This is a genomic window from Neopusillimonas aromaticivorans (genome assembly GCF_030344915.1).
In the GTDB taxonomy this organism is placed as follows: domain Bacteria; phylum Pseudomonadota; class Gammaproteobacteria; order Burkholderiales; family Burkholderiaceae_B; genus Neopusillimonas; species Neopusillimonas aromaticivorans.
Genome location: NZ_CP128233.1, coordinates 2,705,484 through 2,720,420, shown reverse-complemented (window position 1 = coordinate 2,720,420; position 14,937 = coordinate 2,705,484). Strand labels below are relative to the sequence as shown.

Genomic DNA, 14,937 nt, shown 5'->3' with positions numbered 1-14,937 from the left:
GTCGGTCGACGATGAGCTGAACATAGTTTCTGCTGGGGAGTGCTCTGGTGGCTTCACTTCTGGAGACCGCCATGGGTATTCCTCACCGTTCACACGCGATCCCTGAGTCTCGCTGACGGGTCGATTTGCCCTACGTTGATGCGTTTAAGCAGTGCCTGAGAACGCCGATACGTCGCTCCACGGTTGCAAACGTGCGATTCCTGCAGATCCTGTAACTATGCGCAGAAATCGCCGCCTCTCAGGGTTCTCCGTCATAGGGGGCGGCGTCACCTGAGCCAGATCAGCTGCGCATAGTTGCGACCTGCGCATAGTGGCCGAATCCAGCCCTTCACCGGCCTATCGTAACAAAACAACCCGATCTACCGAATTTCCGTTTCTTCCTCGCCCAGCGGCCCTGATTCCTGTGGACTACCTGCTATGCCAACCTTGCAGGTAGCCCACCATGTCATTTCCCCTCCGTTCCGACAGCTTCCAACCCTGATTCTGCCGTTTCTGCTGGCCGCAGCGTCGGCATCCGCACACGCAACCACCTGGGTCATCACCGACAGCCATCACCCCGTCCACGGCCAGCCTGATCGCCTGATTCTGCTGGATGCAGCAGAGCAGCTTGAAACGGAACTATCCACCGATCTGCCCACTGACCCGCAGCAAGCAGCATCGCTGGCACAGCAGCGTTTGCGTTCTGGCGGAACCGATCTGCAACAGCGTCTGGCCGATGCCTATCAAGGCATCACCGACGCCTGGAGCCTGGGCATTACCAAGATTCCCGCCATCGTTATCGACCAGCGCTACGTCGTGTACGGGGAACCCGACATTGAAACTGCACAAGACAAGGTGCGGCAGTTCTTGCAGGGGCAGCCATGAAGGCCATCCCGCATCAACGGCACCGTGTCACAGTCGGCCACCGGGCCATCCAGCAAGCCGCAGCCGCCATCCTGCTATCCACCGCCACACCCGGTTTCGCGCTGACCACCGCTGAAATCGTGGCCTCGACGCTTTCACCCGACTGCCTGGAATACCGGGTCGTCGGCATCTGCTACTGGCTGTATTGCTCACGTTCAGGCTGCCGCATCCGCACCTCCGTGAAGGTCAGCCATTACGTGCCGGATGCCGTGGTATCCAGCTACGCCAACACCGGCGAAAACCCTGGCTGGAAGTGCGCCCCATGAGCCTGCCCAACCCAACCGCACAGGGCGGCAACGATGGCACCACCAACCAGGCCAACGAGAACAACTTACTCAAGTTCAAGAACGCCGACGCCATCGGCCACCCCGGCACGGCTGTTTTTCAGGAGATGGCCAGCCAGTTCGGCTACGTCTGCCAAGGTGCGGGCACGGCTTTGCGGCCGTATCTGCTCAGTACGCTGGACACCGTGGCCTGGCGCTACGGCATGCCCGAATCCCTATACCCCGAAGCACTGACGCCCGGCATGCGGGAAGTCGGCTCCCGCGCATCCGGCAATCTGTGGGGCAACGTCTATCCGCGCAGCGGTTTCCTGCATCAGACCGATGACCACAAGGCGGCGGCGGTCGTGGCGCAGCGGGCGGGCGATGTGATTACCCGACGCGGCCAACCGCACGTTTATCAGACTCTGGTGGCAAACAGCCGCAGCGGCTATTGGCCTGCAGGCGCTTTGATGGAAGGCGATTCCAGTACCGGCAAGTGGCAACCCTTGTCGCCCGTGGCGTCCAACCAATGCACGGTCTTTCCGCACAACGGCGCGTTACCGCAAGCCCGCCAAGGCGATTACGCCTGGGCCTTGTGGCGACCGTATAGCTGCTGCCAGCGGCGCGGCCAGACTTTCCTGGGCAGCACGGATTTTTGATGATGCGGAAATCAACCATGCAAGACATTCAAAAATGGGGGCTGAGGGTATGTGTGGTGTTCAGCCTGAGCATGCCAGTGGCCGCACAAACTCAATTCCTGAGCAGCGGTGTGGAATATTCCGGCAGCGTGATCGGCGACGACGTGCTCTACAGCATCGGCGGCGGCAATGCCGTGTCCATGGGCAATGCGTCCGGGATGCGTTCCATCGGCGTGGGCATGGGCTGGAACAGCAATCTGATCTGCGGCGACATGAGCCTGACCACCACCTTGCAGAACCAATTGAACGGCGTCACCAACGGCTTCAAGTCGATCATGAGCAACGTCATCCAGAACGCCACCAGCGCTGTGGCGTCGTTGCCCGCGCTCATCATCCAGCGCGCCGACCCCGGGCTTTACAACTTGTTGACGAATGGCGTCTTGCAGGCGCGGCTGGACTTCGATCGTTCCAAACTGACCTGCCGCGCCATGGCCAACCGCATGGCCGACATGGCGGGCGGGCAATTGGGCTGGGATCAACTGGCCGAAGGCATGGCGCTCAAGACCGCCGTGGGCAGCCAGGATGCCGTCGCGGCGGTGGAGCAAGCCGAATCCAGCAAAGGCAATGACGGCGTACCGTGGGTGGGGGCGATAACGCCGGGGGTTCCGGCCAGCCGCCGGTCAGGGTCGTGAGCGATGTGACGCGGGCGGGCTATAACCTCGTCAACGGGCGCGATGTGATCGACAGCGCAGCGATTTCTTCATCAGACTGTGGCAGTCTGAGCTGCCAGACCTGGGCGTCGCCGGATGACGCCGCCGCCTGGGCGGTACGGGTGTTGGGTGAACAGGAACAGCGCACCTGCGAGCACTGCACCAAAACCCAGACCGTCCCCGGCGTGGGCTTGTCGCCGCTGATTCAGGAGGAATACGACGCCAAGCTGCAAGCCCTGCAAGACTTGTTGCGCGGCACCGTACCCACCAGCTTCGAGAACCTTCAGGCAGCGGGCAGCGCGTCCTTGCCGGTGACGCGGGGGTCATCGAAGCCTTGCGCGACGAACCCGACCAGGATGTACTGGCTCGCCGTCTGGCCTCGGAAGTGGCGCTGGCCAGCGTGCTGGAAAAAGCTTTGCTGTTGCAGCGCACCTTGCTGACCGGCAAGAAGGAACCCAACGTCGCGGCCAACCAACTGGCTCAAGCGGCGGTGGATTCAGAAAGCGATGCGTTATCCCGCGAGATCGACAACCTGAAGACGGAACTGGAACTGCGCCGTGAACTGGCAGCAAACTCCCCCATGGCCATCATCGAGCGCCACCAGGCACGCGCAGCCGGTTCACGCGGGGTGTATCAGGGCGATGCCACGAGGGATCGATTGTTGGAGATACAGCAGAGTGGCGATGGGGGTGCGCCATGAGTACGCAGTGGTTTCAACGGGCGCAGGGGCGATGGTGGAAGTGGCTGGCGCTGGCCGTGGGCTGGCTGGGCTTGCTAGTCGTGTTGATGGCTGGCCTGCAAGCTCTTAACCCACATCTGATCGAACAGGCCGCGCACTGGCAACCCTGGGTGCAACGCCATGCCGGTGTCTTCCTTATCTGGCGCTTGATGCTCTACGGCGGCATTGCCTGGGGCTGGTGGCGGCTGCGCAGGCGATTGCTTCAGCAGCCAACCATTCCCCCTGATACCCGCAAGCGCCTGCGGCGCACCCAATGGGCGGCGGTGATGGCTCTGCTGCTATTGGAAGGCAGCCTGCTGCTGGGGCAGACCTCCTGGGGCGCACAGCCATGAGACTCTTCACTTCCGACTATCTGGAATACTACCTGACGCTGGTGGCCTGGGTCGTCAACAACGGTATCTGGCAGGTACTGGTCGCGTCAGGTGTGTTTGCCTTGCCGTTCGCGATCATCGTCCTGCAGGAATGGCTGCGGGCGCGTACCGAAGGAGCCGACGAAGGCAACAAGGGCGTGTTGTCGGCCCTGCGTATCGAGAACCGTGTCTGGGCGGCCATCGTCGTCATCATGTTTGCGGGCATCCCCTTCATTGACGTGGATCTGTCCACCATCCAGTTCGACCGTTCACGTTCCCAGCAATGCCAGATCAACGTACCCGAACCCGGCGACACCGGCTGGAGCCAGTCCTTCACCACATTGAACGACCAAAGCGCCAAAGTACCCGTCTGGTGGTTCTTCATGCACGGGCTGTCCAAGGCCATCACCGGCGCGGCCGTCGCCGCCATTCCCTGCGGCGCCGACCTGCGGCAGATGCGCATGGAGATTGATGCCACGCGCATCGACAACCCGATTCTGGCGCAGGAAGTGGCCGATTTCACCCACGACTGCTACGGCCCGGCCCGAGCCAAGCTCTTTATGAACCGCCCGGCGCTGACCGAAGACCAGATGGCCGATGTGACGTGGATTGGTTCCCACACCTTTGTGGGCGTACCGGGCTACTACAACAGCTATCGCTCCCGTTCGCCCCGCGACGACTGGCCTTACGACGACACCCGCGATGCCGGGCTGGCGCAGGTGCCCAGCGGTGGCGGATACCCCACCTGCATCCAGTGGTGGACGGACAGCAGCCACGGGCTGCGCCAGCGCCTGTTGCAGCAGGTCAAGCCCGATCTTCTGGAGCGCATGTCCAGTTGGGCGGGTTTTATGACACGCAACGACTTGGAAGACAGCTTGATTCGCACCCTGGCCGCGCCGCGCCAGCAGAACATGAACCGTGGGCAGGTCTATACCGATTATGGCGGTCAGATAGGCGCCAGCATCCCCAACACCGTGGCCGACGTCGCCGCCAACCTGGGGCAGTCGCTGGGTGCGGTGGGCTTCTTTCCGGCTATGGACGTAGTGCGCCAGGCGCTGCCCATGGTGCTGTCCTTCCTGAAGCTGGCTCTGACCATCAGCCTGCCGCTGGTGCTGTTGATCGGCACCTATGATCTGAAAGTGCTGATGACCCTCAGCTGCGTTCAGTTCGCGCTGTTCTTTGTGGATTTCTGGTTCCAACTGGCTCGTTGGCTGGACAGCACGATACTGGATGCCCTGTATGGCTGGCATGCCCCGCATAGCAATTTCAACCCGCTGATGGGGCTGAATAATTCCTTTGCCGACATGCGGCTGAACTTCGTCATGGCGACGATGTTTATTGTGTTGCCGGGGTTTTGGGTGATGGGGCTGGCCTGGGCCGGGGTGAGGATGGGAAGCGCGTTGAATGGCCTGACTGCAGGTACGGCAGATGCAAAATCAGCGGGTGGGAGAGGTGCTGGTACAGCAACATCAGCCGCTAGTGCCTTGGCTGGCTCCAGCTCCAAGTGAAGGAAAACTAATGGGGCCGGTCACTACCTACGTCGATTCGCCACTCGCTTTTGTCGTACATGCCAAACCCCGCATGTCCGTCTTTCCATTCCGGCTGGGATTCTTTCTCTGCATGCAGGGTTGTGTTTCGTCCCGCCCAAGCGGCAGCAAGCGCAAACACCACCAGCAAAGCCAGCCAAAGCGCCGCATACATCAGCACCCCCAGCGCAGCCAGTCGAGTTAGCCACAGGGTTGCGATAGCAGCGCCTTGCGGGAAACCTTGCCGCATCAGCCAGGCCGTCATTTTTCCGTCAGCGCGCACAAGCCAACGCCACACCCGCCCCAGCCCCTGGCCGAAGCGTTCTGCCTTGCTGAATCGTTGACGAAAAGTGGTGCTCATGGCGAATCCTTATTGACGACTTCATTGTAGAGACATCGTTTATGAAAGCAAGGCACAGTTTCAAAAGGAAAAGCGCCCCGCAAAAAGGTCAAAGGGCTGTGAAGGGGCAAGGGAATGGAACCAAGGGGAATGGGGCTACCCGGAAAAGGCTTCCAAATGGCAACTACGGTACTTGACTCCATGCTGGCATTCCTCCGACGCAAAACCGCACCGGCCCACACACCGCCCACGACTGACGCTGCGACAGCACCGGCATTTTCATGCGTTACGCGCAGGAACATCCACATATTTCGGCACACGCCCGGACACAAGAAATACCCGATTGGCAGTGGGTGCAAAAACAATTTGAAAAATCTAAGTTACATCGCAAGCAGCCGGATGGCTTGAATATCTGGACATGCGAAGTCACCGGGCCACGCAAAAGCCGACGCCTGCATGGCTATCTGCTGGAGTCCATGAAGCCCGTGCTGGATGCGCCGATCCCGAACAATCCCTTTCTCACGATTGTGATTAAAAACAAGTAACCGTCGCTCATGTCACATCACAAATTGAATGAAACGGAAACGTAAATATGCCATACCATCAGCCCATTAGCTGTAGCAAGTAATGGTCATCGCTGTTGTGCTACGTCGTAGAAAATAGATGGTTGCCAATGAGTCACCCCAAGCTCAAAACGGATGTCTCCTTAACCACCGCACCCTGTATTCAGGCTTCGGTTATTTCCGAAGCCGTGCTTTGATTTACAGAGAGAAGAAGAACCATGGAGATACGCCATCTGCGCTGCTTTCTCGCGCTGGTCGAAGAACAAAATTTCACCCGCGCAGCGGAACGGCTGTTCATTGAGCAATCGCCGTTTTCACGCAATATCAAAGAACTTGAAGAACGCCTGGATTCGCAATTGTTCGGGCGTGATCGACGCAAAATCCGTCTGACCCAGGCCGGTGAAGCACTGATACCGTATGTCAGGCAATTATTCACCATGCTGGAACACGCCACCGTCAACGTGCAAGCCATCGCCAGCGGCCACCACCAGGTTCTGCGCATCGGCGTATCAGAAGGCGCGTTGCAACCCAAACTGGCGTCATTGCTCTACGAACTGCATGCCGGAAAACAAGCGGACTACAGTATTCGCCTGTTTGACATCACCCTCAGCGAACAAATCTATGGCCTGCGCAACGGCCTGCTGGAACTCGGCCTGGCGCGCAGCAACATCCGAAGAAAGGAAATCGTCTCTACCCCGATCTGGGAAGACACCCTGGTCGCCGTTGTACCAAAGGGCCACCCCACATTGCGCTATCGCCGTATCCCCTGGACGAGTTGCTGAAATACCCCATGATAGGCAGCGACCCCGAGGCCTACGGCGGCTACCACCACCAGATTGACAGAGTGCTGCGCACCGGCAATGTCCCGCCCCGCATTACCGAATGGGCTAAATCCATGGATATGCTCATCACCCTCATCAGCGCCGGGCATGGCGTAGCCATCGCCAGCGCATCGCGCCTGGGCGCATGCAGACACCACAACATCGTCGTTCGTCCCCTGGCAGCCAAACGCCCGCTACTCATGACCTACCTGCTGCAGCACGAATCCCTGAACTCAGCCGCAGCAACCGACTTCATCGAACGCATGCGCGTTCATGAGAGTTATGGGTATGACGAGGGGGAGAAGACGATGATGACGGGATTGAAAATCAGCAGAATGTTGATGCGATTCCGCTGATGCAATCGTCTTATGGAAGGGAGCCTGAAAGGTTGCGGGTGTGAGGTGATCGAGAGCGTTCCGCATGTTGTGTTCATACTGGACAGTATTGGAACAACATGCGGGAAAGCGCCAGATCACTTACCGCCAGATCGGTAGTTTTTCCCAATGCGCAGGAAAACCCATATCAGCCACAGGTATTTTGTGCTCATCAAGCAGGGTTAGCAGCCTGTCGCGCCAACTGTGGTTGGGGGAAACAACGTCCATACAGTGCAGGATAATCACCAAGGCGTTATACAGCTTTCGAGAAGCTGGCTGAAACTGCGACTTCAAAGATGCTGGCTTGGCTCGTGGCAATAATGGGGTAATCGTAAATTCCCGGTTCCACAAACGCCCGTGATGGGCAGATATATTTCTCACCAACGCCAGGTGATGGAGCCATGACCCCAATACTTTTTCGTCTAACCCGTAAATTGACGCAATCGCCCGGCGAGTTGGCATAGGCTTCAAGTTCCCGTACCAACGCGATAACAGCCCCAAGGACATTACCTCGCACACGGCCCAAACAGGAGGAAGGCTCTCTGAATACGTCGCCTTTAAATGCCGAATGAAAACCTCATCTGAACGCTGGACTTCCTTAGTCAGCTTAAGGAGTCCGAATGCCATCGAGCGGGATTTGCTGCCAGAGAAATATCCAAATGTGCATGTGGGCCATGCTGATGAGCGAGGTGGTAGGCCCATTGGCTGCGAACAGAGACCTCTATACGTTCGATGGCATCCAAAACCAGCAATCGCAAGCTGCGGTCAAAAACATATAGATTCAGTGCATCCTCGAATCGGGTGCCTGAATGAAACTGGTGAGGATTGTGATTGACCTCAAAGGGCAGCCAATAGGCGCTAAGGCGGTAGTAGTTCAGATGCTGGAGGTAGAACCTGGCAACCTCTTCATCATCGACACGCATACCACGTTGCCGGAGGATGGCAATCTGTTGGTCGTAAGTGGTCGAGGGCTTGGTGAATGGATGTTTCGGCGTCGTCATTGCACGCTTATGCCGTAGAGTGGCCCATTGACTGACGATTCACTGGCCCAGAAATGAGTAACCCGCCGGTTTGAGGATACGCTTGCGCGCATAGCCTTGGCGGGTCTTGTTAGGAACATTGTATCTGACTTTCGGGGTGAGGGATAGATGCTTATCCAGCTCGGCTGCCCACGTTGGCCTACAGCAAGCCTAAACAGCTCAGCACCCGTCAGGTTACGGCGACTGTTGCTGTAAGCCTACAACTATCAATCTGACCGGTTTTCTTTCGACTCGTTCCACTAACGGCCAAGGACGGCCATGGAAAGCCACAAAATTTGTGTATATTGGAGTGTATATAAATGCCCACCCTGCGAATTTTTATTCTTATAAATCAAAAGGTTAGAGTATCAATGTCTGTTAGTATTGATTACTGACATGGATTACTCCTAGTGTTGAAAAGGCAGCGGCTTAAAACTGCCGGTTAGCCAGGAAGCCCGTTTCGGGGTGAAACCTGACCCTTCACTAGCGTGTCGGGCTGGTCCGGTATTTCCTGTACGTCTTGTTAACGGTGCCGGTTGAGTTTTGTTTAGGGTGATTTTTGTACTTTTTTAGGCCTGAAGCAGTTTGGGGTGGTGCTGGCTTACTACGGCCCGGTTAGAACACCGTATTAGTTAGGTTTACGGGCAGATGGGGTAAGTCTTTAGGCGGGGGGACAAAGATTTTTGTGTTGGGGTTACGGGGCGGGTAAAAGGGCGAGTGGGGCTGTGTGGGCAGCCACGGTACGGTCGCTTAGTTACCGTGCAACCACTGGCATTTGTCAAAGACCCGATCTGCAAACCAGCCTTCTGTGAACGCCGCTTTTGCATCGTCATATGAGTCTTGAGCAATGCCCGACCACTCAAGTTGGTTGGGTAACTCAGCGATGACTCGTCGTATTTCTGCCTTGTGTATGTCGTACTCTGCTGACCATGCCGTTGCGTAGGCCGCATAGGTTTTGGGCGTCCGAGGTAACCGGTTTAGTTTGTGAAGTGCGTTGACGGCACGCTTATCGTAAATTTTGATCTCATGACACCCCGCAAACCAGAGGAATTTTGTGGCGGCCGAGATCAAGCGCGATGGGTTCGCCCTGCCCGTCGTTGGCGAGATACCGCCAAGATCCGTGGCTAATTTTTCGATATCGCGGTCGTTACTGGCAATAAATTCCTCTAATTTATTTGCCACCCTGCCCCAGATGTTGGCATTATTTTTTTGAACCCTCTTACCACCATGTAGTTGACCGCAATACTGTGTACCGTGTCTGGGTTTATTTTGCTTGGATTGCCTGATTTCATTTCCTGCATGAAGGCCTTGTCAGTTGTGAACCATTGGTATGCATAGTTCAAGGCGGCATGTTTGTACAGGTGTTGTAGTGGCATTGCTCTTCCATTGTAAATTTTCATGATGACCGTAATGATGCATCGGAATCAAACGCAAAAAAACGGTATTGCGTGCGAACCAACCACCAAAACGAGGCTCTGCGGTGCGGCGACAGACCAATTCAAAAATTAGCACGATTTCGGCTCAATGTGTAGCGTTCGCGTCACTGTCACTTTGCGAGTAGCCAACACCTTCCCAAGCCGGTGCCGGGGGTATGGGCCGGAGGGCTTGGGCACGCCGCTGTCGGGTACCGGCGCGAGGGGGCAAGGGCGCGGTGTTCGAGCGGGCGTTTTCGAGCCGCCGGGGGCGGGTCGATCCGCGAGTTTAGCGCCCGCCTCGCGACGGTACCCGACAGCGGGAAGCCCCGCAGGGGCCGTGCCCGTGCCCGCAGGCCTATACCTGCTGCACCGGCTGTGCGCGAACCGTGACAGATGTAGTCGTAAGCATGGTTCGCTGCAGGGTATACCTGCACCGTCCGACATCGCTTGCTTGCCGGCAACGGGCAACGGGCAACGGGCAACGGGCAACGGGCAACGGGCAACGGGCAGTATCGTAGGCTGAGTTGTTCCAGCCAGATCCCTTTCAGCGCGATCAATTCATGCATGACCCTTTGATCCATTCGCATCATTGCGAATAGCCGCTGGGTACCCACCCCGATACAGTAACCCCACGTGCTGCCAACCCGGCAGCCCTCGGAAGGGGCAACCATGGATCTGTGGCGACGATTGGAAACATGCACAAGGGTTTCGGGCTACAGGCTGGCTGAACCGGTACCCGACGCAACGGACGCTGCGGAAGATGGATCTGGGGCGTTTGAAGATGCCAGTTATGGTACTGGCAGCGCATCCAGGATTGTTTCAGCGGCAACCGCCGAGCGTCCCGACTTCGACCGCGCCTGGAAAGACGCCCTGCGCTGGTGGCTACCCGACTGCCTACATTTGTTCTGGCCGGCAATCCATGACCAGATCAACTGGACGATTCCCCCGGAATTTCTGGCCACTGAATTGCGACGGCTGCAAAAAGTCATCCAGCCCGATGTGCGGTACGTGGATCAACTGGCGAAGGTACGCCTTAACCAGGGCCACGATGCCTTGTTATTGATTCACATCGAAGTCCAAACCCGCCGTACCGGTAAAACCCTGGCCCTGCGCATGCTGCGCTACCATCACCGGCTGTTTGAAGCCTACCCCGGGTATACCCACTTCCCCTGTGCCATCCTGCTGGATCGAAAACGCGGGGCAGATGTTGAAACGTTTCGCGTACCTGTTCTGGGTGGCGAGCATACCTTTAAATTTCCCGTCATCAACCTGGCGGCATGGGAAGCGCGGCAGCATGATTTGCATGCCATCGCCCCCACCAACCCCTTTGCCGTGGTGATCCTGGCCCAACTGGCCTGCCGTGCCACCCAACCGGACCAAGCCCGCTTGGTCAGCAAGCTGGAATTGGCTAAACTATTGAAATATTGGGGCTATAGCGTTAACCAGCGGTTTCAGCTGATGCTGGTCATTGATACCCTGCTGACCTTGCCCGAACCGCTGGAAAACGCCTTCTATGACGCTGCCCAGCACATCGAGGATGAACACACCATGGAACGACTCAACAGCTTTCAACGCGTGCGGTTGCGCCGCGAACGCCAGGCCGCCGAAGAAATCGGCATGCAGAAAGGACTGCAGGCCGGTTTGGCGAAGGGTATTGAACAAGGTATTGAACAAGGTCTCCTGAAAGGTGAAGCCCTGGCCTTGCAACGTCTGCTGGTCAAACGCTTTGGCCCACTTCCAGATCGTGCCTCACACCAGATTGCGTCAGCCAGCGCTGACCAGATCGACCTGTGGATAGACCGTGTGCTCGATGCTCAAAACTTGAACGATGTCTTGTGTTCATCCTGAATGACGGGCTTGTCTCATTAAACCCTGCCCAGTTCGAGCGAGCGTTTTCGAGCCGCCGGGGGCGGCTCGATCCGCGAGTTTAGCGCCCGCCTCGCGACGGCACCCGACAGCGGGAAGCCCCGCAGGGGGCGTGTCCGTGCCCGCAGGCCCATACCTGCTGCACCGGCTTTGCGTGAACCGTAATCGATTACGCGTGACATTTTGAACCTGCGTATTCATGCGAATAGCGATCAGATTCTCGCCCCGATACATTAGCCCTACACGCTGCCAACCCGGCAGCCATCGGAAGGGGCAACCATGCATCTGTGGCGACGACTGGAAACATGCGCAAAGATTTCGGGCTACAGGCTGGCCGAGCCTGTACCCGACGCAACGGATCCAGCGGAAGACCGGTCTGGGTCAGCTGAAAATGCCAATTTTGGCCTTGGCCGCGCACAAAAGACGGCTTCAGCAGCAGCAACCGCCGAGCGTCCCGACTTCGACCGCGCCTGGAAAGACGCCCTGCGCTGGTGGCTACCCGACTGCCTGCGTTTGTTCTGGCCGGCAATCCATGACCAGATCAACTGGACGATTCCCCGGAGTTTCTGACCACCGAATTGCGCCGTCTGCAAAAAGTCATCCAGCCCGATGTGCGGTATGTCGACCAACTGGCCAAGGTACGGCTTAATCAGGGCCACGATGCCTTGTTGTTGATTCATATCGAAGTCCAAACCCGCCGTGCCGGTAAATCCTCGGCCCTGCGCATGCTGCGCTACCATCACCGGTTGTTCGAAGCCTACCCCGGCTATACCCACTTCCCCTGTGCCATCCTGCTGGATCGTAAACGCGGGCCGGATATCGAAACTTATCGCGTACCCGTTTTGGGTGGCGAGCACGTCTTCCGGTTTCCCGTCGTCAACCTCGCGGCATGGGAAACGCGGCAGCATGAGTTGCATTCAATAGCACCCACCAACCCCTTCGCCGTGGTGGTTCTGGCCCAACTGGCCTGCCGTGCCACCCAACCGGACCAAGCCCGCTTGGTCAGCAAGCTGGAATTGGCTAAACTATTGAAATATTGGGGCTATAGCGTTAACCAGCGGTTTCAGCTGATGCTGGTCATTGATACCCTGCTGACCTTGCCCGAACCGCTGGAAGACGCCTTTTATGACGCCGCCCAGCACATTGAGGATGAACACACCATGGAACGACTCAACAGCTTTCAACGCGTACGGTTGCGCCGCGAACGCCAGGCCGCCGAAGAAATCGGCATGCAAAAAGGACTGCAGGCCGGCTTGGCGCAGGGTATTGAACAAGGCATTGAACAAGGTACCCACTCTGGAATTGCCGAAACGCTCCACACACTATTGCAACAAAAATTCGGTGACCTGCCCGAGTGGGTCAACCAGCGCCTGCGTCAAGCAGACACCGCCGTGCTGCAGCACTGGGTCGTGCGGTTTGTGCATGCACAATCTCTGCACGACGTGTTTGAATCCTGAGCCCATCGTTTTACATTATGCTCTTACCCCTTCCGCTATCACCAACACTCTTCCCAAGCCGGTGCAGGGGGTATGGGCCGAAGGGCTTGGGCACGCCGCTGGCGGGTGCCGGCGCGAGGAGGCAAGGGCGCGGTGTTCGAGCGGGCGTTTTCGAGCCGCCGGGGGCGGCTCGATCCGCGAGTTCAGCGCCCGCCTCGCGCCGGTGCCCGACTGCGGGAAGCCCCGCAGGGGCCGTGCCCGTGCCCGCAGGCCTATACCTGCTGCACCGGCTGTGCGCGAACCGTGACAGGTGTAGTCGTAAGCATGGTTCGCTGCAGGGTATACCTGCACCGTCCGACATCGCTTGCTTGCCGGCAACGGGCAACGGGCAACGGGCAACGGGCAACGGGCAACGGGCAACGGGCAACGGGCAACGGGCAGTATCGTAGGCTGACTTGTTCCAGCCAGATCCCTTTCAGCGCGATCAATTCATCCATGACCCTTAAGTCCACTCGCATCATTGCGAATAGCCGCTGGGTACCCACCCCGGTACAGTAACCCCACGCGCTGCCAACCTCGCAGCCATCGGAAGGGGCAACCATGGAGCTGTGGCGACGACTGGAAACATGCACAAGGGTTTCGGGCTACAGGCTGGCTGAGCCTGTACCCGATGCGACGGACTCAGCGGAAGACAGGTCTGGGTCGGCTGAAGATGACAATTCTGGCCTTCATGACGCATCCAGGATTGTTTCAGAGGCCGCCACCGCCGAGCGTCCCGACTTCGACCGCGCCTGGAAAGACGCCCTGCGTTGGTGGCTGCCCGACTGCCTGCATTTGTTCTGGCCGGCAATCCATGACCAGATCAACTGGACGATTTCCCCGGAATTTCTGGCCACTGAATTGCGCCGTCTGCAAAAAGTCATCCAGCCCGATGTGCGGTACGTGGATCAACTGGCCAAGGTACGGCTTAATCAGGGCCACGATGCCTTGTTGTTGATTCATATCGAAGTCCAAACCCGCCGTGCCGGTAAATCCCTGGCCCTGCGCATGCTGCGCTACCATCACCGGTTGTTCGAAGCCTACCCCGGCTATACCCACTTCCCCTGTGCCATCCTGCTGGATCGCAAACGCGGGGCAGATGTTGAAACATTCCGCGTCCCCGTTCTGGGTGGCGAGCATGTGTTCCGGTTTCCCGTCGTCAACCTGGCGGCATGGGAAACGCGGCAGCATGAGTTACATGCCATCGCCCCCACCAACCCCTTTGCCGTCGTCGTTCTGGCCCAACTGGCCTGTCGCGCCACCCAGCCCGACCAAACCCGCTTGGTCAGCAAGCTGGAATTGGCTAAACTGTTGAAATATTGGGGCTATAGCGTTAACCAGCGGTTTCAGCTGATGCTGGTCATTGATACCCTGCTGACCTTGCCCGAACCGCTGGAAGACGCCTTTTACAACGCCGCCCAGCATATCGAGGATGAACACACCATGGAACGACTCAACAGCTTTCAACGCGTGCGCCTGCGCCGTGAACGCCAGGCCGCCGAAGAAATCGGCATGCAAAAAGGGCTGCAGGCCGGTTTGGCCAAAGGTATTCAGCAAGGCCTTGAACAAGGCCTTGAACAAGGTATTGAACAAGGTATTGAACAAGGTGCTCACACCGGAATTGCCGGCATGCTTCACGCTCAACTGCAGCAAAAATTTGGTGACTTGCCTGACTGGGTGAGTCAGCGTTTGCAGCACGCCGATACCGCCGTACTGCAGCACTGGGTCGTCCGGTTTGTGCATGCCCAATCGCTACACGACGTGTTTGAATCCTGAGCCCATCATTTTGCATTATGCTCCCGCCCCTTCCGCTGTCACCATCACTCTTCCCAGCCGGTGCGAAGGGTATGGGCCGAAGGGCTTGGGCACGCCGCTGACGGGTGCCGGCGCGAGGGGGCAAGGGCGCGGTGTTCGAGCGGGCGTTTTCGAGCCGCC

The 14,937-nt window shown here is 58.1% G+C and carries 11 protein-coding genes and 4 pseudogenes; 11 read left to right on the top strand and 4 right to left on the bottom strand.

Annotated features, from left to right (window positions below; genetic code table 11):
• Positions 1-417: 417 nt before the first annotated feature.
• The 5 genes and pseudogenes from N7E01_RS14995 to N7E01_RS14975 all read left to right on the top strand — a co-directional run bounded on the left by N7E01_RS14995 (position 418) and on the right by N7E01_RS14975 (position 5,111).
• A complete protein-coding gene (locus N7E01_RS14995) occupies positions 418-864 on the top strand; it encodes a TIGR03757 family integrating conjugative element protein (protein ID WP_289173449.1) in 447 nt (148 codons plus the stop codon).
• Positions 861-1,825: pseudogene (locus tag N7E01_RS14990) on the top strand (TIGR03756 family integrating conjugative element protein). The gene N7E01_RS14995 and the pseudogene N7E01_RS14990 overlap by 4 nt, the downstream one beginning before the upstream one ends.
• Before the next feature lie 71 nt (positions 1,826-1,896).
• A pseudogene (locus N7E01_RS14985) lies at positions 1,897-3,214 on the top strand (integrating conjugative element protein).
• Positions 3,211-3,585: a hypothetical protein gene (locus N7E01_RS14980; protein ID WP_289173448.1), complete on the top strand. Its 375-nt coding sequence runs from the start codon at positions 3,211-3,213 to the stop codon at positions 3,583-3,585. Before N7E01_RS14985 ends, N7E01_RS14980 begins: the two are co-directional and overlap by 4 nt.
• Complete coding sequence (locus N7E01_RS14975; RefSeq protein ID WP_289175828.1) at positions 3,582-5,111, top strand: conjugal transfer protein TraG N-terminal domain-containing protein; 1,530 nt, start codon at positions 3,582-3,584, stop codon at positions 5,109-5,111. The genes N7E01_RS14980 and N7E01_RS14975 overlap by 4 nt, the downstream gene beginning before the upstream one ends.
• A 7-nt stretch (positions 5,112-5,118) precedes the next feature.
• Here N7E01_RS14975 and N7E01_RS14970 read toward each other — a convergent pair whose 3' ends face one another.
• A complete protein-coding gene (locus N7E01_RS14970) occupies positions 5,119-5,490 on the bottom strand; it encodes a DUF3742 family protein (RefSeq protein ID WP_289173447.1) in 372 nt (123 codons plus the stop codon).
• Between the two features lie 245 nt (positions 5,491-5,735).
• Between N7E01_RS14970 and N7E01_RS14965 the strand changes: the two are divergent.
• Positions 5,736-6,014: pseudogene (locus N7E01_RS14965) on the top strand (conjugal transfer nickase/helicase domain-containing protein); the annotation flags it as partial.
• A gap of 236 nt (positions 6,015-6,250) precedes the next feature.
• A pseudogene (locus tag N7E01_RS19065) lies at positions 6,251-7,209 on the top strand (LysR family transcriptional regulator).
• A gap of 120 nt (positions 7,210-7,329) precedes the next feature.
• Here the strand turns inward: N7E01_RS19065 and N7E01_RS19060 are convergent.
• From N7E01_RS19060 to N7E01_RS14945, 3 genes are all read right to left on the bottom strand, one after another.
• Positions 7,330-7,854, bottom strand: coding sequence for an Abi family protein (locus tag N7E01_RS19060; RefSeq protein WP_350494873.1), 525 nt, complete (start codon positions 7,852-7,854; stop codon positions 7,330-7,332).
• Positions 7,830-8,228 carry an Abi family protein gene (locus tag N7E01_RS14950; protein WP_289173444.1) on the bottom strand — a complete coding sequence of 133 codons (399 nt, stop codon included), beginning with the start codon at positions 8,226-8,228 and terminating at the stop codon, positions 7,830-7,832. The genes N7E01_RS19060 and N7E01_RS14950 overlap by 25 nt, the downstream gene beginning before the upstream one ends.
• A 768-nt stretch (positions 8,229-8,996) precedes the next feature.
• Positions 8,997-9,428 carry a hypothetical protein gene (locus tag N7E01_RS14945; RefSeq protein WP_289173443.1) on the bottom strand — a complete coding sequence of 144 codons (432 nt, stop codon included), beginning with the start codon at positions 9,426-9,428 and terminating at the stop codon, positions 8,997-8,999.
• Positions 9,429-10,330: 902 nt separating this feature from the next.
• On the opposite strand from N7E01_RS14945, the gene N7E01_RS14940 reads away from it, so the two are divergent.
• The 4 genes from N7E01_RS14940 to N7E01_RS14925 all read left to right on the top strand — a co-directional run bounded on the left by N7E01_RS14940 (position 10,331) and on the right by N7E01_RS14925 (position 14,778).
• The gene (locus N7E01_RS14940) at positions 10,331-11,509 is read left to right on the top strand and encodes a DUF4351 domain-containing protein (RefSeq protein WP_289173442.1); all 1,179 of its coding nucleotides are present in this window, start codon (positions 10,331-10,333) and stop codon (positions 11,507-11,509) included.
• A gap of 297 nt (positions 11,510-11,806) precedes the next feature.
• The gene (locus tag N7E01_RS14935) at positions 11,807-12,097 is read left to right on the top strand and encodes a hypothetical protein (RefSeq protein ID WP_289173441.1); all 291 of its coding nucleotides are present in this window, start codon (positions 11,807-11,809) and stop codon (positions 12,095-12,097) included.
• An 8-nt stretch (positions 12,098-12,105) separates the two neighbouring features.
• On the top strand, positions 12,106-12,984 hold the full coding sequence (locus N7E01_RS14930) for an RpnC/YadD family protein (protein ID WP_289173440.1): 879 nt from the start codon (positions 12,106-12,108) through the stop codon (positions 12,982-12,984).
• A 579-nt stretch (positions 12,985-13,563) separates the two neighbouring features.
• Complete coding sequence (locus tag N7E01_RS14925; RefSeq protein WP_289173439.1) at positions 13,564-14,778, top strand: RpnC/YadD family protein; 1,215 nt, start codon at positions 13,564-13,566, stop codon at positions 14,776-14,778.
• Positions 14,779-14,937: the final 159 nt, after the last annotated feature.